The 25,891-nt window shown below is 67.4% G+C and carries 19 protein-coding genes; 13 read left to right on the top strand and 6 right to left on the bottom strand.

Annotation, left to right across the window (positions count from 1 at the left end; translation table 11 throughout):
- The first annotated feature begins 73 nt into the window (after positions 1–73).
- Entirely contained in the window at positions 74–1,498 is a 1,425-nt protein-coding gene (gene glnA, locus B141_RS0100920) for a type I glutamate--ammonia ligase (protein WP_020573285.1), read from the top strand.
- A gap of 351 nt (positions 1,499–1,849) precedes the next feature.
- Positions 1,850–2,893 (top strand): phosphotransferase family protein, encoded by a 1,044-nt coding sequence (locus tag B141_RS0100915; protein ID WP_020573284.1) that lies wholly within the window; start codon positions 1,850–1,852, stop codon positions 2,891–2,893.
- A 70-nt stretch (positions 2,894–2,963) separates the two neighbouring features.
- On the opposite strand, the gene B141_RS0100910 is transcribed toward B141_RS0100915, so the two are convergent.
- Positions 2,964–3,272, bottom strand: coding sequence for a hypothetical protein (locus B141_RS0100910; RefSeq protein WP_157180720.1), 309 nt, complete (start codon positions 3,270–3,272; stop codon positions 2,964–2,966).
- 149 nt (positions 3,273–3,421) lie between these two features.
- On the opposite strand from B141_RS0100910, the gene B141_RS0100905 reads away from it, so the two are divergent.
- From B141_RS0100905 to B141_RS45180, 8 genes are all read left to right on the top strand, one after another.
- Positions 3,422–3,865 carry a GNAT family N-acetyltransferase gene (locus B141_RS0100905; protein WP_020573282.1) on the top strand — a complete coding sequence of 148 codons (444 nt, stop codon included), beginning with the start codon at positions 3,422–3,424 and terminating at the stop codon, positions 3,863–3,865.
- 92 nt (positions 3,866–3,957) lie between these two features.
- Positions 3,958–4,842, top strand: a complete 885-nt coding sequence (locus tag B141_RS0100900; RefSeq protein WP_020573281.1) for a hypothetical protein — start codon at positions 3,958–3,960, stop codon at positions 4,840–4,842.
- Between the two features lie 204 nt (positions 4,843–5,046).
- Positions 5,047–6,129, top strand: a complete 1,083-nt coding sequence (locus tag B141_RS0100895) for a 3-deoxy-7-phosphoheptulonate synthase (protein WP_020573280.1) — start codon at positions 5,047–5,049, stop codon at positions 6,127–6,129.
- 104 nt (positions 6,130–6,233) lie between these two features.
- Positions 6,234–7,619: a DUF2786 domain-containing protein gene (locus B141_RS38315; RefSeq protein ID WP_040420274.1), complete on the top strand. Its 1,386-nt coding sequence runs from the start codon at positions 6,234–6,236 to the stop codon at positions 7,617–7,619.
- Between the two features lie 401 nt (positions 7,620–8,020).
- Positions 8,021–8,806 (top strand): FHA domain-containing protein, encoded by a 786-nt coding sequence (locus tag B141_RS0100885; protein ID WP_202805608.1) that lies wholly within the window; start codon positions 8,021–8,023, stop codon positions 8,804–8,806.
- Between the two features lie 184 nt (positions 8,807–8,990).
- The gene (locus B141_RS0100880; protein WP_040420318.1) at positions 8,991–9,260 is read left to right on the top strand and encodes a hypothetical protein; all 270 of its coding nucleotides are present in this window, start codon (positions 8,991–8,993) and stop codon (positions 9,258–9,260) included.
- Between the two features lie 217 nt (positions 9,261–9,477).
- Positions 9,478–10,311 (top strand): hypothetical protein, encoded by an 834-nt coding sequence (locus B141_RS0100875; protein WP_020573276.1) that lies wholly within the window; start codon positions 9,478–9,480, stop codon positions 10,309–10,311.
- Between the two features lie 814 nt (positions 10,312–11,125).
- Positions 11,126–12,517, top strand: coding sequence for a serine/threonine-protein kinase (locus B141_RS45180; protein ID WP_051113910.1), 1,392 nt, complete (start codon positions 11,126–11,128; stop codon positions 12,515–12,517).
- A gap of 108 nt (positions 12,518–12,625) precedes the next feature.
- Here the strand turns inward: B141_RS45180 and B141_RS0100865 are convergent, their stop codons facing one another.
- From B141_RS0100865 to B141_RS0100855, 3 genes are all read right to left on the bottom strand, one after another.
- Complete coding sequence (locus B141_RS0100865) at positions 12,626–13,168, bottom strand: hypothetical protein (protein ID WP_020573275.1); 543 nt, start codon at positions 13,166–13,168, stop codon at positions 12,626–12,628.
- A 45-nt stretch (positions 13,169–13,213) separates the two neighbouring features.
- The gene (locus B141_RS0100860; RefSeq protein WP_157180718.1) at positions 13,214–14,908 is read right to left on the bottom strand and encodes a tetratricopeptide repeat protein; all 1,695 of its coding nucleotides are present in this window, start codon (positions 14,906–14,908) and stop codon (positions 13,214–13,216) included.
- 176 nt (positions 14,909–15,084) lie between these two features.
- A complete protein-coding gene (locus B141_RS0100855) occupies positions 15,085–18,129 on the bottom strand; it encodes a bifunctional [glutamine synthetase] adenylyltransferase/[glutamine synthetase]-adenylyl-L-tyrosine phosphorylase (protein WP_020573273.1) in 3,045 nt (1,014 codons plus the stop codon).
- Positions 18,130–18,443: 314 nt separating this feature from the next.
- Here B141_RS0100855 and B141_RS0100850 point away from each other — a divergent pair, with 314 nt between their 5' ends.
- Positions 18,444–20,693, top strand: a complete 2,250-nt coding sequence (locus B141_RS0100850) for an FdhF/YdeP family oxidoreductase (RefSeq protein WP_020573272.1) — start codon at positions 18,444–18,446, stop codon at positions 20,691–20,693.
- Between the two features lie 131 nt (positions 20,694–20,824).
- Here the strand turns inward: B141_RS0100850 and glnA (B141_RS0100845) are convergent, their stop codons facing one another.
- Positions 20,825–22,171 carry a type I glutamate--ammonia ligase gene (gene glnA, locus B141_RS0100845; RefSeq protein WP_020573271.1) on the bottom strand — a complete coding sequence of 449 codons (1,347 nt, stop codon included), beginning with the start codon at positions 22,169–22,171 and terminating at the stop codon, positions 20,825–20,827.
- 254 nt (positions 22,172–22,425) lie between these two features.
- Here glnA (B141_RS0100845) and B141_RS0100840 point away from each other — a divergent pair, with 254 nt between their 5' ends.
- Positions 22,426–24,234 (top strand): NAD+ synthase, encoded by a 1,809-nt coding sequence (locus B141_RS0100840; protein ID WP_020573270.1) that lies wholly within the window; start codon positions 22,426–22,428, stop codon positions 24,232–24,234.
- Positions 24,235–24,310: 76 nt separating this feature from the next.
- Positions 24,311–24,478, top strand: a complete 168-nt coding sequence (locus B141_RS48905; protein ID WP_020573269.1) for a hypothetical protein — start codon at positions 24,311–24,313, stop codon at positions 24,476–24,478.
- Positions 24,479–25,074: 596 nt separating this feature from the next.
- On the opposite strand, the gene B141_RS48900 is transcribed toward B141_RS48905, so the two are convergent.
- Positions 25,075–25,776 carry a hypothetical protein gene (locus B141_RS48900; protein ID WP_157180717.1) on the bottom strand — a complete coding sequence of 234 codons (702 nt, stop codon included), beginning with the start codon at positions 25,774–25,776 and terminating at the stop codon, positions 25,075–25,077.
- Positions 25,777–25,891 lie beyond the last annotated feature (115 nt).

Here is a 25,891-nt window from a genome sequence, read left to right as displayed (position 1 = left end):
GGCGCAACATATGTGACACGGCAGGGAAACGGCCTGCTCCTAGCGTCGCGTGGCAAGACTAGGAGGAGGGCGAATGTTCCGAAGCGCCGACGAGCTGTTGGCATTCGTACGCGATCAGGGCGTCGAGTTCATCGACGTCCGTTTCTGCGATCTGCCTGGCGTCATGCAGCACTTCAACGTGCCAGCCTCGTCGTTCGACGAGGAAGCATTTGCTGAGGGCCTCATGTTCGACGGTTCGTCGATTCGCGGATTCCAGGCGATTCACGAATCCGACATGAAGCTGATCCCGGACCCCGCGACCGCGTTCGTCGACCCGTTCCGCGAGCGTAAGACGCTCGCCCTGAACTTCTCGATCGTCGACCCGTTCACCGACGAGGCCTACAGCCGCGACCCGCGCAACATCGCCGCCAAGGCCGAGGCCTACCTCAAGAGCAGCAACATCGCCGACACCGCGTTCTTCGGTCCGGAAGCGGAGTTCTACGTCTTCGACGACGTGCGCTTCGAGACCAAGCAGAACGCCGGCTATTACTACATCGACTCCGTTGAAGGCGCCTGGAACACCGGCGCCGAGCAGGAGGGCGGCAACAAGGCCTACAAGCCGCGCTACAAGGGTGGCTACTTCCCCGTGCCGCCGAACGACCACTTCGCGGACCTGCGCGACCACATGGTGGCTCAGCTGCTCGAGGTCGGCATCCAGGTCGAGCGCTCGCACCACGAGGTCGGCACCGCGGGCCAGGCCGAGATCAACTACAAGTTCGACTCGCTGCTCCACGCCGGCGACAAGCTGATGTTGTTCAAGTACATCATCAAGAACGTCGCCTGGGACGCCGGCCGGACCGCGACCTTCATGCCGAAGCCGCTCTTCGGTGACAACGGGTCCGGCATGCACTGCCACCAGAGCCTGTGGAAGGACGGCCAGCCGCTGTTCTACGACGAGCTCGGCTACGGCGGCCTTTCAGACATCGGCCGGTGGTACATCGGCGGTCTGCTCAAGCACGCGCCGAGCCTGCTGGCGTTCACGAACCCGACGGTCAACTCCTACCACCGTCTGGTCCCTGGCTTCGAGGCTCCGGTCAACCTGGTCTACAGCCAGCGGAACCGCTCCGCCGCGGTGCGCATCCCGGTGACCGGGACGAGCCCGAAGGCCAAGCGGATCGAGTTCCGGGTGCCCGACCCGTCGTGCAACCCCTACCTCGCGTTCGCGGCCATGCTGATGGCCGGCGTCGACGGCATCCGCAACAAGGTCGAGCCGCCGGAGCCCATCGACAAGGACCTCTACGAGCTCCCGCCGGACGAGCACGCTGCCGTCCAGCAGGTGCCGGCTTCCCTGCCGGAGGTGCTCGACTCGCTCGAGGCCGACCACGACTACCTCCTCCAGGGCGGCGTGTTCACGCCTGACCTGATCGAGACGTGGGTCGACTGGAAGCGGACGAACGAAATCGACCCGGTCCGTCTGCGGCCGCACCCGCACGAGTTCGAGCTGTACTTCGACATCTAGGTCGCCACAAGCCAGCCTGGCTGGCGGGCCACCCGGCTGTCCGAGGACCGCCGTCGATGCTTTGCCCTTCGGGAGCATCGGCGGCGGTCCCTTTTGCTCGGCGTACGCGGGACTTCCCCGCCGAGCCGAACCTTGAGTTGGTGACCACCTTTCGCGGCGAAACTGGTCACCTACTCAAGGCTCGCCGGCGTTCCGTGATCATGTTCGCGAGCGTGAAGCCAGAAGGGGCTATCTGCCCTTTCGGCTTCATGAAAGATGGAAAGATCATCTTTGGCCCAGCACCCGAGCTTGAACGCACCCACCATCGCGTGATCATGAAGCGAAAAGGGGCCATATGTACCACCAGCCTTCATGATCACGATCATGATCACCGAGATCAGCGGGGCAGGGGGGTTTCACAGCGTGCGCTATGAGTGCGTCGAGCGCCCGGTTGGCGCGTTCCAGGAACCCGTATGCGCGGACGTGATCGCCCGGATGTGCTGCCGCGCGTTCGGCGACGAGGTTCCGATCGAGTCGGTCGTCGAGCTGCCCTGGGGTTCGTACAACAACGTGTACCGGGTCGAGCCGCGGTCGGGACCGCCGGTCGTGCTCAGGGTCGCACCAGCGCCGGAACGCCAGTTCCGAGTCGAGGCCGCGTTGATGCGCAACGAGTACGCCGCCGCGCCCTACCTCGCCCCGATCCGCGACCTCCTGCCGCGCATCGTCTTCGCCGACTTCACCCACGAGGTGATCAACCGCGACTATCTGGTCGAGACGCTGCTGCCAGGCGTACCAGCGCCGGAGGGCGTGGGACGATACCCGCGTTCGCAGTGGTCCAGTCTCTTCCACCAGATCGGCGCCGTGACCCGCCGCATCCACGACGTGCGAGGGCGGGCGTTCGGACCGGTAGCGGGCCCGTTGTTCGCCACGTGGAGCGAGGCGACCGTCGCGTTCTTCCGTACCACCGCGCAGGACGTGCGGGACGCCGGCCACGACGAGCGGGACCTGTGGGAGCTGGCCACCGAGGCTGAGCGGCTCGCGGGAATCCTGGACGAGATCACCGAGCCGCGCCTGCTGCACGGAGACGGGTGGACGGCGAACTTCCTGGTCAACCCGGAGACCGCTGCGCTGACGCTGACGGGGGTCTGCGACTGGGACCGCGCGGAGTGGGGTGACCCGCTGGCGGACTGGGCGATCCAGCGGGCGCTCCTGCGTCCTGCCGGCACCGAACGCGACGCCTTCTGGGACGGCTACGGCCGGCCGAGATCAGTCGCCGACGGTGTACGCCAGCGGATCTACCAGGCACGGCACGCGGTCGCTCTGCGGCTGGACCGGATTCGTCTTGGGCGGCGAGACCAGATCGCTGTGACCTACGACGAGATCGGCGCCATCCTCACTCACCTGCGCGGCGTCTGACGAGACGCGGAATTCAGACCCCCCGAAAACAAACAGCAGGGAAATCTCAGGTAACCACAAATGAACGCGCTTATTGCGGTCGTTCGAACATGAGAAATCCGACGACCGCACGCGCATTCGCGATGTAGGCGATCCGGTCTATTTCTTCGGCCGACAGCCACCGCCGACCGGTGCGCGCCTCATAGAGGATCTCGGCGATACGTTCAACGGTGCTTGGATGCCGGAGCCAGGCGACAGTTTGCTCGGCTTGTTCCTTGCGCCCGTCCTCACGCGCGGCCGCCATCGCATGCTCGAGATATCGCTCCACATCCGAGGGCGGCGCAGAGTCCCGCTCGGGCGTTTGGCGATCACCCTTGATCCTCCGGCGAATAGCATCCACCCGACGAGGGTAACCCCGCCTCTTCCTTTTCCTTGACGCATTCACCTGAATTGGCGGGCACTGAACGGAAGGATTCCCCTTTCAGTTAAAGCTCGGGCACGAGGGGTGAGGAATTCGGGGCGAGCGCCCGGCCGGTAGGTTCGGATGCCATGGCATTCCAGCACGGCAGCTTTGACCTTGACGATGATCCGGACCGGGTGGACGTCGACGCTCTGTGGGTGTTCCTGTCAACCGAGGCGTACTGGGGGCGCTGGCGTACCCGCGATGTCCTCGAACGCCAGTTCGCGTCCGCGTGGCGGGTCGTCGGCGCCTATGAGCGGTCGACCGGCCGGATGGTCGGCTTCGCCAGGGCCATCTCAGACGGAGTCGCGTTCGCCTACCTCGCCGACGTGTACGTGCTCACCGATGTTCGGGGGCAGGGAGTCGGCAAGGAGCTCGTACGCACCATGATCGAGTGCGGGCCGGGCGCGGACTTCCGGTGGACCCTGCACACCGCCGACGCACACGGGCTGTACCAGCGGTTCGGGTTCGGCGCGCCCGACGCCACCTACCTCGAACGCCCGAGCCGGCGCCCCAGCACTCCACAAGTCTGACCACCCGCCTCCGCCAGCCTGACTTCGGCGCCGGCCTGACCCGCTTGGTCGGCCGCCTGCGAACGCGTTCCCGATCTGCCAAACTCGCGATCATGGGCCGCGCGAAGCCAGCCGTCGTCACCGCCGTCGCGTCAGTGCTCTTCGGCGGCCTCACGACGCTGGTCGCCGCCGAGGTCTTCGACTGGGGCATCTGGCTCTGCACCGCCAGCGGCAAGTTGACCACCTGTGTGCGGGAGGGTTACGGACCGAGGCACCTCGCACTCGCCGCCGGGGTCGCCGGGCTGGTCGCCCTCCTGTGCGCCGCGGTGTGCGGCCGGCCACGGCTTCTGTTCGGCGTCCTGGCCGGCGCGGCATACCGCCGCTCACTCGCCGCGGGCGTCCTGATCGCTGGATTTGTTGGATTCGTCGCCGGTCGGGGCGCGGTCGACGCGCTCCGCTGGCTGCGCTGGCGCTGCGACGGGGAAGGTCAGGACGGGGTCTGCCCCGACGGAAGCGAGTACGCGCTGCCGTTCCTTCTGGTCGGGGCCGTCGCCGGCGGACTGGCGCTGGCCGTGGTGATCATTCTGGTCGCTCGACCTCTGGAAGTGACCGAGCGAGCGGCGCTGGCGGTCGACGTCACCCGCCTCGCCGGCGTACCCATGCTGCCCACCGGCTGCGCAGCCCTCGCGATCTTCGTCGCCGAGGGGGTCCTGCCGCTCCTGGCTGCGGCCGTCCTTCTGTTCGTGGCGGGGATCGGCCCAGCCCAGGCCCGCCGGGTTGGCCAGCGCGGATTCATCGGCACCTGCCTGGTGCTGGCAGTCACCGCGATCGTCGTCGCGGTCCCGGCGATCCTGATCGCTCCGCTCCTCGCGGGGTACGCCATTCTCCTGGTCGCCGCCGCCGTCGTGGCTCTACGCGCTCCGGTGTCCACCCGGCCCTACGGCAAGCTGACCAACAGGCGAGAGGCCGCGTTGCCGGCGGCAACGGCCAACGGGTAAGGTCCGTGGTCATGCAGTGGCGCTATTGGTTTAGCAGGCCGGCCCTGGGTGGGTCCGGCAGCGACCGTATGCGCTGATCCCACCATCCAGAGCCGGCGAAGGCAGAGGTCTCCGTGACCCTGCCTTTTCTTATGCCCCAAAACGAGGCGAGCCGGCCCCGACCAGGCGATGTGGGACGGCTCCCGACCGAAAGGACACCGGACCGTGTCATCTACGCCCGAGCCCGCCGCCCAGACCCGCGACCTCCGCATCAGCCATACCCGGCCGCTCCTCTCCCCCGCCCTGCTGCAGGATGAGCTGCCGCTGGGAGAGGACGCCGCCGCGGTCGTGATCCGTGGTCGCGAGGAGGTGACCGGGATCCTGGCCGGGGACGACGACCGCCTGCTCGTCGTGGTCGGCCCATGTTCGGTGCATGACCGCGGGGCCGCATTGGAGTACGCCGGCCGCCTCGCGGCGCTGGCTCCCGAACTCACCGACGACCTCTGCCTCGTGATGCGGGTCTACTTCGAGAAGCCGCGTACGACGCTCGGCTGGAAGGGGCTCATCAACGACCCCGACCTGGACGGCAGCTACAACGTCAACAAGGGGTTGCGGGTCGCGCGGCAGGTGTTGCTCGACGTGCTCGCCGCTGGCCTGCCGGCCGGCTGTGAGTTCCTCGACCCGATCATTCCGCAGTACATCGCCGACACGGTGAGCTGGGGCGCCATCGGCGCGCGTACGTCCGAGAGTCAGGTACACCGCCACCTCGCCAGCGGGCTGTCGATGCCGGTCGGTTTCAAGAACTCCACCAGCGGTGACGTCCAGGGAGCGGTGGACGCGATCGGCGCCGCCAGCGTGAGCCATGTCTTCACGGGCATCACCGAGGACGGCGTGGCGGCGATCCTCGCCACCCGGGGCAACCCCGACTGCCACGTGATCCTCCGTGGTGGACAGACCGGTCCCAACTACGACGCGACCAGCGTGGCCGATGCCCTGCTGCGCCTGGAGAAGGCAGGACTGCGCGAGCGCCTCGTCATCGACGCGAGCCACGGCAACAGCGGCAAGGACCACCTCCGCCAGCCGGTCGTCGCGCAGGAGGTGGCGGCGCAGGTCGCCGCCGGTCAACGCGGGATTGTCGGTGTGATGCTGGAGAGCTTCCTCGAGCCCGGTCGCCAGAACCTGGTCGAAGGCGAGGCCGACAGCCTCGTGTACGGGCAGAGCATCACCGACGCGTGCATGGGCTGGGACGTGACGGCCGGTGTCCTACGCGAGCTGGCCCAGGCGGTGCGGGTCCGGCGTTCGGCCTAGCGGCGTACTCCTTCTGGCGTTCTGTGGCGTGCCACCGGCCTTTGTCGGTGGCACGCGGCATGCTGTGCGCCCATCGCGACGTCACTCGGGGAAGGATGCGTCACGTGGGAAAAAACAACCGCCAACGCCGTGCGGCCAAACAACGCAAGCGCCAACAGCGCGCCCGGATGCCAGATGAGGGAGGGAGGTTCGGGTTCGACGAAGAGCATTGCGACTGTCCACGCTGCCGTACGTCGGATCGGTCCGAGGCATCCGGCGCTCCGACCCTGGAGCTCGTGATGACGGCACTTGTCGAGGCGGTACGCGCCCGCGCCTCGGGTGCGTGGAGCGAGGCCCGCGAGCTGTGTGACGGGCTCGCCCACCCGAGCCTGGACGCCAGGCTGGTCGATTCGGCGGTCGCCAGCTGCCTCGACGGAGCCATTCGCGCGCTATGGGAGCGCGGCTGGCAACCCCGTGACCTGGCCGAAGTCGCCAAACGAAAACTCGAACCACTGGCCCGCTCCTTTCTGCTCGACGTAGTGGTGGCCGAGGCCGACAAGTACGCCGCTCACACGGTCGACCCGCGCTGGCGTGCACAGCTCGACGAGCTCAACGCGTCCATATGGTGGCAACCCAACCAGCCGCACCTCACCCAGTGGACGGCCCGTCATCGCGTCGACCGGCCGGCCGCCCTCTACGAGGTGCTCACTGTGCTCGCCTTCTGCGGCACGGCGCCGGCGCTCAGCCGGTTCCTTCCGCTGCCTGGCAGCGCCTCGGTTCGGCCAGAGACCCGGGAACACCGCGAGGTCGATGAGAAGGTCCTCGCGCGCATCCGCGCCCTGCTGGCCAAGGCGGAGTCGACGGAGTTCCCCGAAGAGGCCGAGGCCTTGTCGAGCAAGGCACAGGAACTCATGACGAAGTTCTCGCTCGACCGCGCCCTGCTCGATGCCGAAGACGGCAACTCCGCGAAGCTCGCGTCTGGTGCCACCGGTCGCCGCATCTGGCTGGAGGCGCCGTACGTCACTCCCAAGTCTCTGCTCGTACACGCGGTCGCGCGGGCCAACCGCTGCCGGAGCGTCGCGGACGACAAGACGGGCTACGTCGCGGTGATCGGCAACGAGGTCGACCTCGAACTCGTCGAGATCCTCACGACCTCGCTGCTCCTGCAGGCGAGCCGGGCCATGCTCGCCCACGGCAGTCAGATCAGCAGGTTCGGCCACTCCAGCACCCGGTCGTGGCGTCAGTCGTTCCTCGTGTCCTATGCCAACCGGATCGGCGAACGCCTCGCCGAAGCGAGCGAGTCCACCCAGGCCTCGGTCGGTGAAGAAACCTCGGCCCGGCTCCTTCCGGTGTTGGCAGCGCGCGAGCAGCAGGTCGACAACCTCTTCACCGAGCTCTTCCCCCGCACCGTGTCGCGGTCGGTCTCGGTATCCAACTCCGCCGGCTGGGCGGCCGGACGGGCGGCAGCGGATCTCGCCACCCTCGACGCCCGCGAGGCCCTGACTGGCTGAGCGCCACAAACTCGTCGGGTAGCCGAAACCGCCAACTGCGCCAAACAGGGGCCGATAACTGTAGACCTCACCACTTCACTGTCTACAGTTATCGGCCCTATCCCACTCTGCCGCGTGGAGCAGATGGGGAGCAGGCACCAGCTACCGGGTCGCCGCACGCGCTCAGCCCAGCAGGACTAGGCCGACACCGTCCGGGGCCACGAACCCGGACGCATTTCTGAGCGACTCGGATATCGCCCGCCACTCGGACCAGGGGGTGATCTGGTTCTGGGACCCCTCCCCGGAATCGGCGACTACCGTAGCCGGTGTTGCGACGCACGGACAGGCACTTCGCGGCCGCCAAGGAGAGAGGCCAGATAACGATGCTTTCGGTATCCCGGCATTCGAGCAAGGTCAACCTGTTGCCGAGGGACATCGGAACGCTCGCCCGGGGACTTCCGCCCGCCGAACCAGACACCTTGTTCGTGCTGGGTGAAAGCGGCGGGATCAGCGTCTCGCCGCAGGCGAAATTCGACGTGGTGTTCGGGCGCAACGAGCCCGACGTGCATGTGTGCGTCGGAACTAACGACAGGTACGTCAGCCGGCAACACGGATACATCACCCGCGAGTATTCCCGGTGGGTGCTGACCAACCTCGGCCGGTTGCCGATCCGGTTTCCCGATCGGTTGGTGTCCAGCGGCGAGCATGCGGTGCTACCGCCCGGGTTCACGCCGCTCTTCATCGTCGGCCCACAACGAGAACACCTGCTGGAGGTGGGGATCGCCGCGAGACCGGCATCGCCCCCAGCGGCTGTTGCCCATCACGCCGAAACCGTGCGCCGAGACCCATGGGAGTTGAACGAAGAAGAGCGCTTGGTGCTGGTCTGCCTTGCTCAGCGGTACCTTCGCCACGAACCACACGCGCAGCCGGAAACCTGGGCACGCGTCGAGAACGACCTCGCGTCCTTGCAGCCACAAAAGCAATGGACAAGGAAGAAGGCCGCCCACAAGGTCGCGAACGTACGCGAGCGACTCAGCCGCAGTGGAGTGTCCGGGCTCAAGGAGGAAGAGATCCCGCCTCCCGTGGGTAATGCACTCAACCACAACCTGATCACGGAACTCCTGGGCAGCAGCGCGATCTCCACGGCCGACCTGCGACTACTCGACCAGAAGACGGATGCAGACGGGACCAGAAGGAGTGAGGCCTGAGCGGCGTGGACCAGGGTTCTGCTGTTGCGCATTCGCCGATGCAGTACCCCTGCAACTGACGCAACTGGGAGGAAGCCATGCGCCGGCTCGCGGCGCCATCAGCGGCAGTGGTCGACCGGGCCGCAAACCCACCGACACGAATGCGAGGATCATGGTCAGGAAGACAATCGCTCCCCTAGCCGCAATGCTGGTGCTCGTGCTGACTGGCTGCGCCGATCAGCTCCGCGACAGAGGCGGGCAGGAGGGGGCGCCGCCGGACGTCATCGGCGACGTCGACTACATCGAGGTTTACCGCAACGCCGACCACTTTCCGAATGTGGCGCGGACGTGCGTCCAAGGGCTGGCGTTCGCCACGACCTCGTCCGGCCGGGGTCAGTCGGCAGGGGCCACTCCACTTATTCGGGTCCCCGAGTGGGACGATTTCTGCGCCGGCAAGACGGCCGCTGAGTCGTGACCAATCCGTCCGTTCCCCATTTGGCATCGGCGCTGTCCAGGCGCAATCGGTGCGGAATTCGTCTGGCTGACCCCGATCTCATGCTGCAGACCCGCCGCGGCTGACCGTGGTGGGTCTGGCAGCAAGCTGACAGCCGGCGCCGTGACCCCACCCAGCCACCCGAGGATTCAATGGCAGGACGACTCAATGCTGATGAGGACCCGGTGAAGGGACGGCCATGGTGACGCGGTGGACGCAAGGACTGCTCGACGAGGTGAACATGCTGCTTCTGGAGAAGAAGTATCGGTCGGCGCTTCAGAAGCTGCTGATCATCTTCGACGTCTATCCTGACCTGCCGCAGGCCCAGATCTTGGCCAGCGCTCTGATCCGCAGTGGCTCGACGCGCACCACCGACGCCAGCGCTGACGAGACTCTCGAACCCCGGCACCTGTTCGACAGCCGACTCGACCCGATCTTCTGTGCCTGCGAGGCACCGGGATGTGCGGTGTCGTGGGTGAGCGGCCACCATTTGATGGGCGATGCCACTGCGGCAGTCAGCAATCCGCTTGGCGCCCAGTGCCGCGCCTGCGGCGTCACCCTCTGCCGCAGGCATCTGCCGGCGGCAGACCGTTACGGCATGGTCCACGGTTGCCCACAGTGTGGCCGGGAACTGAATCCAGCGCCTCCCCCGAACGGGCGGCAGAAGACCAACCAGACCCCACGCCTCAACAAACGCCTGGTGGACGTCGTTGTGCTGGTGGAGGGAAAGCGGCCACCGTCGCCGGAATTCATGACCGGATTGTGTACGCATGTCATTCCCGACGTGTTCGACGACGATCCGCGGATCAAGGGATACCACGAGAAGAGGTTCCGGGGCGACGGCAGCGAAATGGCGTGGTTCCTCGCGGCCGACCTGTCTGACGCCTACACCACCGATGCCTACGACATGCGCGTCTACCCTGGCCAACAGGCCGGGCGGCATGGCCAGCTGTGGGTGATCGTCAAGATCTTCGAGAACCGCCCCAAGCACGTCGACCCGGACAATCCCGCGACCTCCGAGTTCGCGACATGAAAGGCTGGACGCGACGACCAGTCGTACGCCATGCAGTGGACTGGTCGGCTTCAGATCACGCCGTCCCCTTTTTTTCAGGTCATCCGGGCTGGCCCGGCGTGGGAGGCACCCCTGGGTACGCACCACGCCCCCGGAGCGCGGCGAACCAGGCGCTACTCTCGCGCCGCTACTGCAGCACCAGTGCAGGAACAACGAGCAGGAGAGGCCACACTCCGAAACACAGCAGGCTTCCACGCGCGGTCAACGCTATTCGAGCCCCATTAGATCCCCGCTGAAACAGGACTCCGAGGACAACGACCACGATCCCATAGACAGTCATGACCTCCAGAAGGATGGAGCCCGTCCTCATCCGAGCGGTGGCGGCCAGGCAGGAGGCTGGAAGAACGATAACGGCGGTTGGCCGGGCGGTTGCGCGGACATCCGACCTGGAGGTGAACTGGACACCTCAGCTGGCGGCGCCTCATCCGATGCGCCTGTACGGGCGTCCACGTTTCCGCGCGCGATCGGCTGAAACCGCACGTACCTGCTCTGCGTCGGCTTCGACTTCCCGTGAGAAGCCAGCCACGCACTTGCGAAGCCGGCCCGACCGTCACCCACCGTGGAGTCCTCGCTGGTCCCGAGGCCTCGTCGGTTCCGCGTCCTCGTCTGCCTGATTTCGCTTCATTCATCGAACATGTGCCGATCAGCAAGTTTTCGCCGGTATCGTCCATCCTCGTCGGAGTTTGGGATCAGGAAAGATCTTGGTCCGACGCGCTGCGTGCTCATCTCTATGCACGGTCAGCGAGCGGCGGCACACGGTTGGTGAGGGAGGCGGATGAGGGTGCGTCCGGATGGGGAAGTCGACGACCGTGATCCCCAGGGTGGCGGGGGCAACGAGCAAAGACTCGGCGGGCGGTTCCGGGTGGAGGCATCCGAGGTCATCCCCGAGGGCAGAAACGAGGTGACTTTCGCGTACGACGAGGAACTCGGCCGTCGCGTCGTGCTCAAGCGGACCGATCCAGGCGAGGCCCGCGCCTACGCGAAACTCGCCCACCCGCACATCGTCACCGTCCACGATGTCCTGACCGTCCATCATGGACCACGGGCCGGCACCTGGCTGGTCATGGAGCACGTGCCGAACGGCAGTCTGTCGGGCAGGACGTTCACCGTCCGGGAAGCCGCGCGAATCGGCGTCCAGATCGCCGACGCGCTGGCGGCGCTGCACCGCACGGGGCTGGTCCACTGCGACGTCAAACCCGCCAACATCGTCCTCACCGATGACGAGACGGCGAAGCTGACCGACTTCGACGCCGCTCGGAGGCTTGGCGGTATCGAGACCCTCTCGCCCGACCGCCCGATCTCTTACACCCCCGACTACGCGGCACCCGAGCTCGTCGGCGGAAATCCGCAAACGGCATCCGATGTGTTCTCTCTCGGTGCCACCGTCTATGCCCTGGTCGCGGGGGTCTCGCCACGCCGATGGGCGCACGGAGGCAGAGAGGTCGGTGAGGGAGACCACAGCGACCCGGACGACCAACGCACCATGAATGGGCAAGCTCACCATGGCGTCGTCGAGATGACCGCGGATGTCGGGCCGCTGCGCCCCGTGCTGACAGCGATGCTCCGGACCGAGCCGGACAAGCGGCCGGCCGCCGCCGAGGCCCACAGGCTGCTACGCGACATTACCGACCCGCCCACGCCGTGGCGGAGGATTTACGACGCTGCCGCGAGCCGCTGGCGCACCACCACTACTGGACGGCGGCGCGCTGTGGGTGCGGGAGCGGGCGCCCTGGCGGTTGCCACGGTCGCCCTGATCGCCTTGCTGGTCTGGCAATCCGATCGTGACTCCACACCCGCCGCTTCCTCTTCGCACACGTCGGCCGACCCGTCCAGCTCCAGCAGCGAGTCCAGCAAGGCAACGACCGGTCCGAGAGTCGCGGTGTCCAGGGGGCCAGCGACGACGTACGGCAACAGCTGCAAGGAGGGCTGCGCCTACGTCGAGTTCCAGGCGACGGGACTCGAGCCGGGCACCAAATACCGCTTCGTCGCATACACAAGTGGGTGGGGTGAGTTCAACAGCGTGGATCGCAACACCGACGAGAACGGCATGGAGCACGAAGACGAGCAGTTCCCGTGCAACGCGGTCGGCCAGCAGGTGTGGATCGTCGCGGAAGGACCCGACGGGAAGCGAATCGTATCGAACAAGCTCACCTGGACACGGGGATAACCAGTGCGGTAGCCCTTTTCGACCGGCCGACTTCGAGAGGCACCAGCCAACTGGACCGTCAACGCTTGATTAAGGGGCGGCGGCTCCAGTTGGCTCTTGGTGCCCCGACTACGAAGGCCCGGTACTGAACTGAAGGACACAGGTACCGTCCCCAACCGAAATGATTGTGTAGCCGAGGCCGTTGATCCTGCCACGAGTGCCTTCACTGCCCCCGACGGCAAGGTACTCACTCTCAATTGTCACACCACCGCTGCTGACGTGGACGGCTACCGAGTCAATACCCAGACCGAGGCCGGGGTCGAGCGGGATCTCGGTGGGAGACTTCGTGATGGTGACGGTGCAGTTGCCGTCATAGCATGCGCCAACGCCGGATCCGTCGGGGGATTTGCTCGACGGCTTTCCCGTAGGCCCGGTGGCGGACGTGCTCGACGGGTCCTCGGTGGGTTCGTCGCTACTTTCGTCTGTGGGCGTCGCCGTGGCCTTTCGAGTTGATTCGGTGTTGGTCTGCAGCTCGCGCTCCGCGGTTGCTTTCGGCGCGATGTCGCCCGTCGGCTCGTTGTCATCGTCTCGTGCACACCCGGCCATGACACCACCGATGAGCAACGTCGCGAGGACCGGGGCGACAACGACACTGGCTTTTGGTCTGGTCACTGTTTCCTCCAATGGGACGCCATGTCTGCTGCGTCATGATCCTCATCAGGGATCAATCAATTTCCCGTACGCCGTGCGTACATCGGACTTTGACGACGTGACGTACACGTCCGATGGTGGTCCGGTGTCGACGACGACGGTCGTGTAGCGCAGGAACGAGGGACAGCTGTCGCCCTTGATCTCGATGCTGGTATTCGCCACGGGCTTTCCAGTACGCAGCTCGTAGACCCGGACGGGAACCTTTCTGTTACGGAAGTCAACGGAGTAGACCCGCCCCGCTTTTGGCCCGTACAAACAGCTGTCGGCGACGGAGCCGAACTTCATCGGACTGGTGCAGATCACCAGCACCGCTTTGGCGGGCCCGCTTGCCAACCAGGACGACGGAAGCTGCGCCTTGTGCTCGGCCTTGCCGAACAGCAGGGCGGGGTACGGCCCGTGATCCCGGCCCCGATAGGGCTTGGCACCGCCATAGGGTGCGGGGTTCCTGCAGTACGCAGGGTTGGAGTTCTCGTCCAGTGGTGAGCCGAGCAGATTACTTACCTGCTCGAGCTGAATCGCCAGCGTGGCCTGCCTGATCCCACGTTCGGCCCTGGATGCGAGTTCGTGGTCGGGGTACTGCTCGAGCAACTGCTGGTAGCTTTCACGTGCCTGCTCGGGATTCCCGCCGTCCAGGAGCTCGTCGCCACATCCGACGCTCGCCGCTGGCGCGACCTCCGGCAGCACCTCGGCAGACGGATCCAGTCCGTGACCAAGCCTCGCACGCCGGAGCCAGTCGGTGATTACCTTTGTCTCGCAGGCGTTTTCGGTAGGCAGATCGTCCACAAACCCATCCACGACCTTCTCCGCCTCGCCTCCCCGGCCGGGATACTCTTCCAGAAGGGTCGACAGCTGGCCGAACCCAGCCTCCAATTCCTTCTCGCGCGCCCGATCGGGATCCTCGAGGGTGTCTGATAGTTCGTCGGAGTCGTCCGACCGCATCAGCTCGCCGTCGCTGGCCACGGCGGTGTCGAATTCGGAGGCTGCCTGTGCGAGAAACAGTTGAGCCCGCCGATCGTTCACGCCCTTCCATAACGCCCCCGGATGCGCGCTGTAATCCTGCAGCGTCCGGGCCGCCAACAGTCGATCTTCCTTGGCGCTCCGCTCCGCACCGAGGAGCAGTTGGCAGGCCTCGATGCTCACTCCCGAACGAGCGACCAGCGGCGCGTCTGCGATTCGGTGACCAAGCCACAGCCCGTCCAGAATCGATAGCGTCTGCTGGCAGTTGTCCGCCCGGTGAGCTTTCGCAGCCGCCTGCTCGATCCACCACGCGTCAACGCGCAACCCACCAATCGCCAACAGGATAGGAATCGTCGCGCCGAGGGCGATCAGCCGCTGCGTCCGTCGCGGGGGATTCGAGGGCAGCGGCGGACCCTCTACCGAAACAATTGATTCCGATGACGTACGCCGGAACCGCCCACCCGCCAGATACCAACCGTGGGCCGTCACAGCCACCCACCACAAGACGATGACGACCTGGACCCATCCGGGTTGCTCGAGAGAGGCGAGCAAACTGACGAGCACGATCGTCACCAACACGTTGGCGACTGCTAATCCCCACCGCCCCAACAGCAGATAGCCAACACCGAGCAGCGAGGCGTTTCCGAGCGACGCCGCTACAGGGTCGCGGGCGCGCACTGAGGTGGGTCCGGCCGCCGACGGTGGACACGAAAAGTCATCGGGCGCCGAATGCATTGGGTCCATGCCAAGCCCCTTTCATCGTTCGTGCCTATCCCGGTGCTCTCACGAGACGGTAAGGCGCGGCTGGCGGGACCCCTCCCCAATGGCACGATCATGCCGTGCGGGCACGGTGTTGGTTTCGCCGGCGGCAGTGGCAGAGTTTGGACTCGTTCGGTCTGCCCTGGTGAACCGACGGCGAGTCAGCTCCAGAAGAGCCGGTCCACGACGCCGCGGGCGCGGCGGGTGATGCGGCGGTAGTCCTCCAGGAAGCGCCCGGATTCCTGTGGTCCGTAGCCAAGAAGTCGCGAGACTGCGGCCAGGTCCCGGGCCTCGCGCGGCAGCGAGTCCGAGGGCCGGTCACGAACCAGCATGATCGCGTTGCGGGCTCGGGTGGCCAGCCGCCAGGCGGACTCCAGCGCCTCGGCGTCGGCGGGTTCGAGAAGGCTCGCCTCCACGGCCGCGCGGAGGGCCGGCACCGTCCGGGTCGTCCGGAGCGCGGGTATCTCCGCCGCATGGCGAAGCTGCAACAACTGCACCGTCCACTCGACGTCGGCAAGGCCGCCGCGACCGAGCTTGGTGTGGGTGGTCGGATCCGCGCCCCGTGGTAGGCGTTCGGCATCGACGCGGGACTTGATCCGGCGGATTTCCCGAATGTCGGCAGCCGACAGCCCGGCCGAGGGCCAACGCAACGGGTCGATCAGGTCGACGAACCGCTGCCTCAGGTCCGGATCACCACACAGGGGTTCGGCCCGCAGCAACGCCTGCGCCTCCCAGACGTGTGACCAGCGCCGGTAGTAGGCGGCGTACGACGCGAGCGTGCGTACCAGCGGCCCCTGGCGCCCCTCCGGCCGCAGCGACGCGTCCACGACCAGCGGGGGATCCGGGGTCGGAAGGGCAAGCAGGCGGCGCAGCTCGGTGATGACGGCCATCGCCGCGTCGGCGGCGGCCTTCTCCTCGACACCGGCGTACGGCTCGTGCACGAAGATCACGTCGGCGTCGCTGGCGTAGCCCATCTCGTGCCCACCGAACCTGCCCATCGCCACCACCGCGAGCCGGGTCGGCAGCGCCTCGCCGCGGACGACCTCGACGGCCCGGACGGCAGCCGCCAGGCCACCGGCCACCGTCGCCGCGGCCAGATCGGTGAGTGCCTCCCCCACCACATCGGCCTCGACCAGGCCGAGCAGATCCGCGGCCGCGATCCGGAAGAGTTCGCGTCGCCGGATCGCCCGGACGGCGGTGATCGCCTCCACCGGATCGTCGTACCTCCCGACCGTGGCCATGGTCTCGGCCTCGAGCTGCTCACGAGCGCGGGGTTGGAGGTCCTGGTCGTGTCCCAGCATGGCGACCGCCTCGGGTGCCTGCCGGACCAGATCGACGACGAACCGGCTGGACGCGAGCAGCCGCGCCATGCGTTCGGCGGTGATGCCCTCATCGCGAAGCAGCCGGAGATACCAAGGGGTCGAGCCGAGGGTGTCGGAGACCTGCCGGAACGCCAGGAGCCCGGCATCGGGATCGGGTGCGTCGGCGAACCATTCGAGCAGCACGGGCAGCAGGGTCCGCTGGATCGCGGCCCGCCGTGACACCCCGGCCGTGAGGGCCCCGATGTGCCGGAGCGCGGCGGACGGATCGGCGTACCCCAGAGCGGTCAACCGGGCCCGGGCCGCCTCGGGCGTGAGCCGTGCCTCCTCTGTCGGGATGCGGGCGACCGCGGCGAGAAGCGGGCGATAGAAGAGCTTCTCGTGCAGCCGGCGTACCTCGCGCACATGGCGTTTCCAGTTCTGTAAGAGCGCCGCGTCCGGCTCGGACCAGAAGCCGAGAGACCGTCCGAGCGCGCGCAGGTCATGTTCGTCAGCGGGGAGGAGGTGGGTACGCCGGAGCCGGGACAGCTGGATCCGATGCTCCAGGGTCCGCAGGAAGCGGTACGCCTCGGCGAGCGCCGCACCGTCCTCGCGGCCGACGTACCCACCAGCGGTGAGCGCTTCCAACGCCCGCAGGGTGGAGGAGCTACGAAGCTTCGGATCGGACCGGCCATGGACCAGCTGCAGCAACTGCACCGCGAACTCCACGTCCCGCAAGCCGCCCGGACCCAGCTTCAGCTGACGGTTGAGTTCGGCGGCCGGGATGTGGTCGACGACCCGGCGACGCATGGCCTGCACGTCCTCGACGAAACCCTCGCGGCTCCCGGCCTGCCACACCAGCGGCATCACCGCGTCGAGGTACGCCGTGCCCAGCTCCCGGTCGCCAGCCACTGTGCGCGCCTTCAGGAGAGCCTGGAACTCCCAGGTCTTGGCCCAGCGCTGGTAGTAGACGAGGTGGCTGGCGACGGTGCGTACCAGCGGCCCCGACTTGCCTTCGGGCCGCAGCGCCGCGTCGACCGGCCAGAGGGCGCCTTCGGCGGTGTGCTCCGAACAGATCCGGATGACCTGGGACGCCAGCTGGGTGGCGGTACGCAGAGCCCCCTCCTCCCCCACCGCGGTCGGCGGCCGCTCGTCCCCGCCTCCGGCGGCCGCGGCCGCTGGTGGCTCGACCGCGAGATCCGCCGGCTCGGCGACGAAGAGGACGTCGACATCGCTCATGTAGTTGAGCTCATGCCCCCCGCACTTGCCCATGCCGATGACGGCGATCCGGCACGGCACGGCTCCCGCCGGCAGCCGGGCACGGGCGATCGCGAGCGCCGCGTCCAACGCCGCCGCGGCCAGGTCAGCCAACTCGGCGGCCGCATCGTCGACGACGACCTCGTGGCTCAGGTCGCGGGCGGCAAGCCGCAGGAGGTGCCGGCGGTAGGCGACCCGGAGGGTGTCGACCGCCGCCGGACCGCCGTCAGAAGCGAGGGGTTCCGGCGCCCGCGGGTCGGCTCCCACGGCGTCCAGCAGGGCGGCACGAAGGGCCCACGTGGCCGGCCGCCACGCCCCGAGGTCGGGGTCGGTGAGCTCGTGCCAATGCTCAGGGTGCCGGAGGAGGTGCTCGGCCAGCCCGGCGCTGGCGCCCAACACCCGCAGGAGCCGGTCGCGGAGCTGAGGGTTCTCCGCCAGCGCGGTCTCGAACTCGGCCCGGTCGTCGACCACCTCGAGCATCGAGGTGAGGAAGGCGAACGCCTGGTCGGGGTCCGCGGCCCGGGAGGCGGCGTCGACCAACCTGTCAGGCGCGGCCCCGAACGCCGGCAGGCGGCTCAGCACCGCGTCTGGCTCGACGAAACCCAGGCGCGCCAGGTGGCCCGCACTCGTGACGGTCCCCTGCTCCGTCACCGACTCGCCCTCCTCCGGTGATCGCCGCGCGGCCCGCGCACCAGGACGTGATGGTGTACGCCGAGAACCCTCCGGTATGCCCCGAACAACCCGGCTCCCTCCTCGCCGAGGACACCCACGACCGCGCCGCCTGCCCACATTACGCGAGGCTTCCGACCACCTGGCCCCTGCCAGAATGGCTCGCGGCCTTGCGCGGCCTAAATGATCACGTTTACGTGGTCATTACCCGCCTCGCATGGTGCCGTTGCCATGTGAAGCATGTAATGACCACGTAAACGTGATCATTGCTGCGGACGTCGACCAAGGAGCAAGCGATGAGCAGGCGCGAGAAGTGGATCGACCCCGCCAACTGGGCCAGCTGGAAACCGTTCGGGATCGGCGAGGGCCGGCCCAACAACTACCGCGAGATCACCCGCGCGATCGGGGACAACCGCGACCGCCTGGGGTACGCCTGGCGGATCCTCACCCAGGGCACCTGTGACGGCTGCGCGCTCGGCACCAAGGGCATCCGCGACTGGACGATGCCCGAGGTGCATCTCTGCAACGTCCGGCTCCGCCTGCTCCGCCTCAACACCATGCCCGCCGTCGATCCGGAGGTGCTGGGCGACGTGGCAGCGTTGGGCCGGCGTACGAGCGCGCAGTTGCGCGACCTCGGCCGGCTGCCGTTCCCGTTGATCCGGCGCGCGGGCGATGCGGGGTTCACCCGAATCTCGTGGGACGACGCGCTCGAGATCGCCGCCACCCGGCTCAGGGACACTCCGGCTGACCGGCTGGGCGCCTACCTCACCAGCCGCGGAACGCCGAACGAAAACTACTTCGCCGCCCAGAAGGCGATCCGGGCGCTCGGCTCCAACTCCGTCGACAACGCCGCCCGGATCTGCCACTCACCCAGCACCTTCGGCCTGAAGGACGCGCTCGGCGTGGCGGCGACCACGTGCTCCTACCGCGACTGGATCGGCAGCGACCTTGTTGTGTTCGTCGGGTCGAATGTCGCCAACAACCAACCCGTCGCGATGAAATACCTCTATCACGCGAAGAAGGCCGGCACCCGGATCGTCTCCATCAATCCGTACCGCGAGCCGGGAATGGACCGCTACTGGGTGCCGTCAAATCTCGAAAGCGCGGTCTTCGGCACCAAGATCACCGACCGGTTCTTCCAGATCAACGTGGGCGGTGACATCGGATTCCTCAACGGCACCCTGAAGCATCTGGTGGAGAACGACTGGGTCGATCGGGATTTCGTCGAGCAGCACACCACCGGCTACGCCGATCTGGTCGAATCCCTTTCCACCCAGTCCTGGGAGGAACTCGAGGCGCTGGCTGGCGTCGACCGCGGCCAGATGCGGGAGTTCGCGGAAATGCTGCGGGAGGCCAAGACCGCCGTTCTCGTGTGGAGCATGGGCGTGACGCAGCACGAATTCGGCGAAGACAACATCCGCGCGATCATCAACCTCGGCCTGACGAAGGGCTTCGTGGGCCGCGAGAAATGCGGACTGATGCCGATCCGTGGGCATTCGGGAGTCCAGGGCGGGGCGGAGATGGGCGCCTATTCGACGGTCCTTCCTGGTGGTGTTCCGATCACGACGGAGAATGCGCGCAAGTTCGGCGACCTGTGGGGATTCGACGTTCCGACCACCACCGGGCTCACCGCCACGGAAATGCTCGACGCCGCGCACGACGGCGCGCTCGACATCCTGATCAGCTCCGGCGGCAACTTCCTGGAGGTGCTGCCCGACCCGGCGTACTGCCACGACGCGCTCGCCCGTATCCCGCTGCGGATCCATATCGACATCTGCCTGTCGAGCCAGATGCTGGTCGATCCGGCCGAGACTGTGTTGGTGTTGCCGGCTCAGACGAGGTACGAAATGGTCGGAGGGGTCACGGAGACCTCGACCGAACGCCGGATCATCTTCAGCCCCGAGATCGCTGGGCCGCGCATCGCGGAGGCCTGGCCGGAGTACCAAATCTTCGGCGAACTCGCCGCCCGCACCCGTCTCGACCGGGCCGAGGCGGTCCGGTTCAGCGGCACCCCGGAGATCCGCGCGGAGATCGCGCGGGCGGTGCCGATGTATGACGGGATCCAGCACCTGTCGGCGTTCGGCGACTCGGTGCAGTACGGCGGGCCGCACCTGTGCGCGGACTGGAACTTCCCGACCGACGACGGCCGGGCGCACTTCTCGGTGGTCGGCCTGCCCACGCTGACCCGCCCGGACGGGGCCTTCGTCGTCGCCACCCGGCGCGGGAAGCAGTTCAACTCGATGGTCCAGGAACGCCGGGATGCCCTCACCGGCGCCGTCCGGGAGTCGGTCCTCATGAGTACGTACGACGCCGAACGGCTCGGGCTCGCCGACGGCGACAAGGTGGTCTTGACAAGCGCGACCGGCTCGCTGGCCGGTGAGGTGGTGCGGGCACCGATCGCGCCGGGCAACCTGCAGGTGCACTGGCCGGAGGGTGAGGTGCTCCTCGACCGGTCCCGGCGTTCACCGCAGGCCAAGATCCCCGACTACAACGCGGTGGTGCGGGTCCGCCGCCACCGCGAGGAGACCCCCGACCCTGCCGCCTGACCGCCCCACAAGGCCCTTCCGGTGATCATGATCGTGATCATGAAGGCTGGCGGGCTGTTAGGCCCCATACGGCTTCATGATCACCGGGAGGGGGGCTCGGCGGCACACCCATACAACGAGGCGGGCCGCGCTCAGAGGACCGGCAGCATGCGGTCGCGCTCGAACGATGTGACCTGCTGGCGGTACTCCTCCCACTCCGTCTTCTTGTTGCGGAGAAAGAAGTCGAAGACGTGCTCGCCCAGCGTTTCCGCGACCAGCTCGCTGCGCTCCATCACCCGGATCGCCTCGTCCAGGCTCTGCGGCAGCGGGTCGATGCCGAGCGCCCGGCGTTCGCCCTCGGTGAGGGACCACACGTCGTCCTCGGCCCCGGCCGGGAGTTCGTACCCCTTCTCGATGCCCTTGAGCCCGGCCGCGAGGATCACGGCGAACGCGAGGTAGGGGTTGGCGGCGGAGTCCAGCGACCGGAACTCGATCCGGGTCGACTGCCCCTTCTCCGGTTTGTACATAGGCACCCGGACCAGCGCGGAGCGGTTGTTGTGTCCCCAGCAGACGTAGGCCGGGGCCTCGCCGCCGCCCCAGAGCCGCTTGTAGGAGTTGACCCACTGGTTGGTGACCGCGGTGATCTCGCTCGCGTGCTGGAGCAGTCCCGCGATGAACGACCGGGCGACCTTGGACTGTTGGTACTCCGAGCCGGACTCGAAGAACGCGTTACGGTCGCCCTCGAACAACGACATGTGGGTGTGCATGCCAGAGCCCGGCCACTGCGTGAACGGCTTGGGCATGAACGACGCGTAGATGCCCTGGCTGAGCGCGACCTCCTTGACCACGACCCGGAACGTCATGATGTTGTCGGCGGTGGTCAGCGCGTCGGCGTAGCGCAGGTCGATCTCCTGCTGCCCGGGAGCACCCTCGTGGTGGCTGAACTCCACGGAGATTCCCATCGCCTCGAGCATGGTGATCGCCTCGCGGCGGAAGTCTTGGCTCATGCCGTGCGCGGTGTGGTCGAAGTAGCCGCTGCGGTCGACGGGCACCGGCGGCCGGCCCTTTTCCGGCGAGTCCTTGAAGAGGAAGAACTCGATCTCCGGGTGGGTGTAGAAGGTGAACCCCAGGTCGGCGGCCCTGCTGAGGGTGCGCTTGAGGACGTACCTCGGATCGGCGTACGACGGCGACCCGTCCGGCATCAGGATGTCGCAGAACATCCGTGCCGTGCTGGGCGAATTGCCGCGCCACGGAAGGATCTGGAACGTCGACGGGTCGGGTTTGGCCAGCATGTCCGCCTCGTAGACCCGGGCGAAGCCCTCGATCGCCGAGCCGTCGAAGCCGATTCCCTCCGAGAAGGCACCTTCAAGCTCGGCCGGTGCGACCGCCACCGACTTCAGGAAGCCGAGCACGTCGGTGAACCACAGTCGGACGAACCGCACGTCCCGCTCTTCGAGCGTGCGGAGAACGAACTCCTGCTGTTTGTCCACTGGTCCCATCTCCGCTCGAGTCGAGCACCCCTGTGACCGCCATCCTCACGCGGTCGCGTTTCGAGCACGTTACCGCGCCCCAGCTGGCACGACCTCCGCACCCGGCACGACGATCACGAGTCTCCTTACCGGCCCTCGGAGAGTTCACGACCGGATCCTGTGCGTGACCCTGAGCAACCCGGATCCATGCGGGTCCAACCAGCCGCACCCGGCTGGCTCCGACTCCCTCCCAACACCCAGCTGTCACCGACTACTCTCGGGGCGTGGCACAAATCCGCCTCGCCCTCGCCCAGCTCAATGTCACGGTCGGCGACATCCCCGGAAACGCGGACGCGATCCTCCGGTGGGCCCAGCACGCAGCCGACCGGGGCGCCCACATCGTCGCCTTTCCGGAGATGGCGCTGACCGGATACCCGGTGGAGGACCTCGCGTTACGGTCGTCGTTCGTCCAGGCCTCACGGGACGCGATCGATGACCTCGCCGCCAAACTCGCCGCCGCCGGGCTCTCCCAGCTCGTCGTCGTGTGCGGCTACCTCGACCGCGCCGACGGCAGCCTCGACCAGGTCGGACGCCCGAAGGGCTCCCCGCAGGACGCCGCCGCCATCCTCCACGGCGGCAAGGTGGTCGCCCGCGCCGTCAAGCACCACCTGCCCAACTACGGCGTCTTCGACGAGTTCCGCTACTTCGTCCCAGGCGACACGCTCCAGATCATCACGGTCCACGGCATCGACATCGCGGTCGCCATCTGCGAAGACCTCTGGCAGGACGGCGGTCCCGTGCGGGCGGCGCGCGCCGCGGGGGCCGGGCTGCTCCTCACCGTGAACGCCTCGCCGTACGAGCGGGCCAAGGACGACGTACGCCTCGACCTGGTGACCCGGCGCGCGCGGGAGGCGATGTGCCCGCTGGCGTACGTCAACATGGTCGGCGGCCAGGACGAGCTCGTCTTCGACGGCGACTCCATCGTGGTCGACGAGACGGGCAACGTGCTGACCCGGGCGCCGCAGTTCACCGAAGGGCTGCTCACCGTCGATCTCGACCTCGCCACCACGACCCACGGCGCCGACGAGTACGCCGGGATCCGGATCGAACGCACGGTCCTCACCGACGCCCCACTTTCGGCTTACCAACCCAGCCGCTCCGGCATCGCACCCCGGCTGGACGAAGAGGCCGAGATCTACACCGCGATCGTCACCGGCCTGCGCGACTACATCCACAAGAACGGCTACTCCAGCGTGGCGCTCGGGCTCTCCGGCGGGATCGATTCCGCGCTCGCCGCCACCATCGCCTGCGACGCCCTCGGACCCGAGAACGTCTACGGAATCTCCAACCCGAGTAGGTACTCCTCCGAGCATTCCAAGGACGACGCGGCCGACCTCGCCGAACGCACGGGCCTCAACTACCGCGTGCTCCCCATCGAGCCGATCGTCTCCACGTTCCTCGACAACGTCGAGCTCACCGGGATCGCCGAAGAGAACCTCCAAGCCCGGATCAGAGGCATGATCTGGATGGGAATCGCCAACCAGGAAGGCCACCTGGTGCTGGCGACCGGCAACAAGAGCGAGCTCGCCGTCGGCTACTCCACGATGTACGGCGACGCTGTCGGCGCGTTCGCGCCGTTGAAGGACGTGCCCAAGACCTGGGTGTGGCGGCTCGCCCGCTGGCGCAACCAGGCCGCCCGCGACCTCGACGAGTCGCCGCCGATCCCGACGAGCTCCATCAACAAGGAGCCGTCCGCGGAGCTGCGTCCGGGCCAGCTCGACACCGACTCCCTCCCGCCGTACGAACTCCTCGACGACATGCTCGACGACTACGTCGAGCAGGACGCCGGCGCCGCCGACCTGGTGGCGGCGGGCTTCGAAGCCGAGTTGGTCGAACGCGTGATCCGGATGGTCGACGCCGCGGAGTTCAAGCGCCGGCAGTACCCACCGGGGCCGAAGATCTCCTTCAAGGCATTCGGCCGTGACCGCAGGCTCCCGATCACCAACCGCTGGCGCGAGACGATGCCCCTCGGGCACCCGAATGTCACGCCACCTGACCGGACGGCACCTCCTGGCGAAGGGCCGAGGGAGTAAGAGGTCGTGCGGCCTCCAAGTCCCTCGGCCGGGCTAGAGTGTGGGCCCCTCGCCGCGGCGTCGGAAAGGAACGGTGATGGGGGTGAGAACGCTGTGTCCGTCCTGCGCTGGCTCAGGTCATCTCGCCGTCGACCGGGCGGCGGTCGAACTCGCAAAGGACCGCAGCGGCACGGCCCTGGTCCGGCAGCGGTGCCCGACCTGCGACGAGGAAGGCTGGCTCGAGGACGTCGGCGCGCTCGACTGACCCGTCGTCGGTCAGAGGCTTGTTCACATTACTGCCGAGCTGTCAGAGGTTTCTCGGTCTCTTAGCCGAGAAACCTCTGACAACCCGGGCCCAGCCCCCTGCTTTCTCAGCATCCGAACACGCGGGGAGGTACGCCATTCGAGACGGAGCGCCCGCTCGCGGGCAATCTCCCCACGGAACACGCTCAACTCGCCTTGCTCGGGTGACGACTCGCCGCAACGAGGACCCGAACGGGTCTCACACCCGCCGTACCTCAGCAAGACCGTGAAAACTTCAGGGGGTCATAGCACCCCAAAATCTTCACGATCCTGAGATTGGCCGTCCATTACGGCCGTCGCGCCCGCATGCCGCTGGACCTCACCCGCCAAATGCACAATGTGAGACGCCACCCGCGGCACGCCCGGTCTCGCGGTCCGGGACTGCCTGATGCGGGGGCCCACTCGCGTTCGAGCACCTACCGAAGAGTTTTTAGAACCCTGAGGCCTATTCAAAACTCTTGGTCACCGCGCCGCTGTGAGGATCCGAACCAAGGGCCTGGAACTCGCACGGAGTTTTGAACGAGCCTCATTCTTGAATGGCCGCTCAGGGCGCCTGCTTCACCGGAACCTGACCTCGACGACCAGTGACATGCTGAACGACGTACCGTCCACCTGGAGTCCGTAACAGCCCGGCGCCCGCATCCAGGTGGCGCCCGCCCAGCGCCGGTAGCCGTCGACGACGTTGATGCCGGGTCCTGGGGGAATCTGCACGAGGAGCGTGTGCGGCCGGCCCATTCCGAACGCCACCTCGCCCCACTCGTCGAGCCGTTTGCCCCGGAGCAGGACGGGGCCGGTGTACGACGGGTCGGCGAACCACAGAGTCTTCGCGGCGTACCACCCGTCCCGGGGCGTCGGGAGCAAGGTCAGGATCCCTGCGGTGGCATCCGCATCGTCCCCCGCGGGCACCACCCGCACCGGACCCGATCCGAGCGCGACCCCATCGAACGGCGTTTCGCCGGGAAGTCGCCGCCCGTGCGTAGTCGGGCAGCGGTCACCAACCGTGGGAAAACGCAGCGGGCGCCACAACTGCGAGGGGACGGCTCCGGGCTGGCGCCGGCAGATCTGAGGGTGCCATGCGCAGGACTGCTGGTAGTCCCGCGGCGCCCGCGGACCACGGACGGCACGAGGTGTCGGCGGCGAGGAGGTGGCCTTGGCGGTCGACTGTGGGGAAGGACTCGAGGTGGGCTGGGACGTCGAGGGAGACCCGCAGGCGACCGTCACGAACGCCGTGACCAGAAACACCACCAGCATCCGCCGCATTTCGCCCCACCCCCCGTTGCGCGACTCCCGGCGCTAACAGGGCCGCACGTGAACCCCAGCCTCCGTCAGGCCGTCCCCCGGCTTGGAGAGTCGTTGGTACGCCGACTTATTGTAG

The organism is Actinopolymorpha alba DSM 45243 (genome assembly GCF_000373925.1).
Classification (GTDB): Bacteria; Actinomycetota; Actinomycetes; order Propionibacteriales; family Actinopolymorphaceae; genus Actinopolymorpha; species Actinopolymorpha alba.
Note: the sequence above shows the minus strand (reverse complement) of the source record. Positions and strands in the feature narration are given on the sequence as shown.

What these genes read in the sequence shown, in the direction of transcription:
- glnA (WP_020573285.1), top strand. Translation starts at nt 74, where the DNA reads ATGTTCCGAAGCGCCGACGAGCTGTTGGCATTCGTACGCGATCAGGGC.
- B141_RS0100915 (WP_020573284.1), top strand. Translation starts at nt 1,850, where the DNA reads ATGATCACGATCATGATCACCGAGATCAGCGGGGCAGGGGGGTTTCAC.
- B141_RS0100905 (WP_020573282.1), top strand. Translation starts at nt 3,422, where the DNA reads ATGGCATTCCAGCACGGCAGCTTTGACCTTGACGATGATCCGGACCGG.
- B141_RS0100900 (WP_020573281.1), top strand. Translation starts at nt 3,958, where the DNA reads ATGGGCCGCGCGAAGCCAGCCGTCGTCACCGCCGTCGCGTCAGTGCTC.
- B141_RS0100880 (WP_040420318.1), top strand. Translation starts at nt 8,991, where the DNA reads ATGCTGGTGCTCGTGCTGACTGGCTGCGCCGATCAGCTCCGCGACAGA.
- B141_RS0100875 (WP_020573276.1), top strand. Translation starts at nt 9,478, where the DNA reads ATGGTGACGCGGTGGACGCAAGGACTGCTCGACGAGGTGAACATGCTG.
- B141_RS45180 (WP_051113910.1), top strand. Translation starts at nt 11,126, where the DNA reads ATGAGGGTGCGTCCGGATGGGGAAGTCGACGACCGTGATCCCCAGGGT.
- B141_RS0100860 (WP_157180718.1), bottom strand. Translation starts at nt 14,908, where the DNA reads ATGGACCCAATGCATTCGGCGCCCGATGACTTTTCGTGTCCACCGTCG.
- B141_RS0100850 (WP_020573272.1), top strand. Translation starts at nt 18,444, where the DNA reads ATGAGCAGGCGCGAGAAGTGGATCGACCCCGCCAACTGGGCCAGCTGG.
- glnA (WP_020573271.1), bottom strand. Translation starts at nt 22,171, where the DNA reads ATGGGACCAGTGGACAAACAGCAGGAGTTCGTTCTCCGCACGCTCGAA.
- B141_RS48905 (WP_020573269.1), top strand. Translation starts at nt 24,311, where the DNA reads ATGGGGGTGAGAACGCTGTGTCCGTCCTGCGCTGGCTCAGGTCATCTC.
- B141_RS48900 (WP_157180717.1), bottom strand. Translation starts at nt 25,776, where the DNA reads ATGCGGCGGATGCTGGTGGTGTTTCTGGTCACGGCGTTCGTGACGGTC.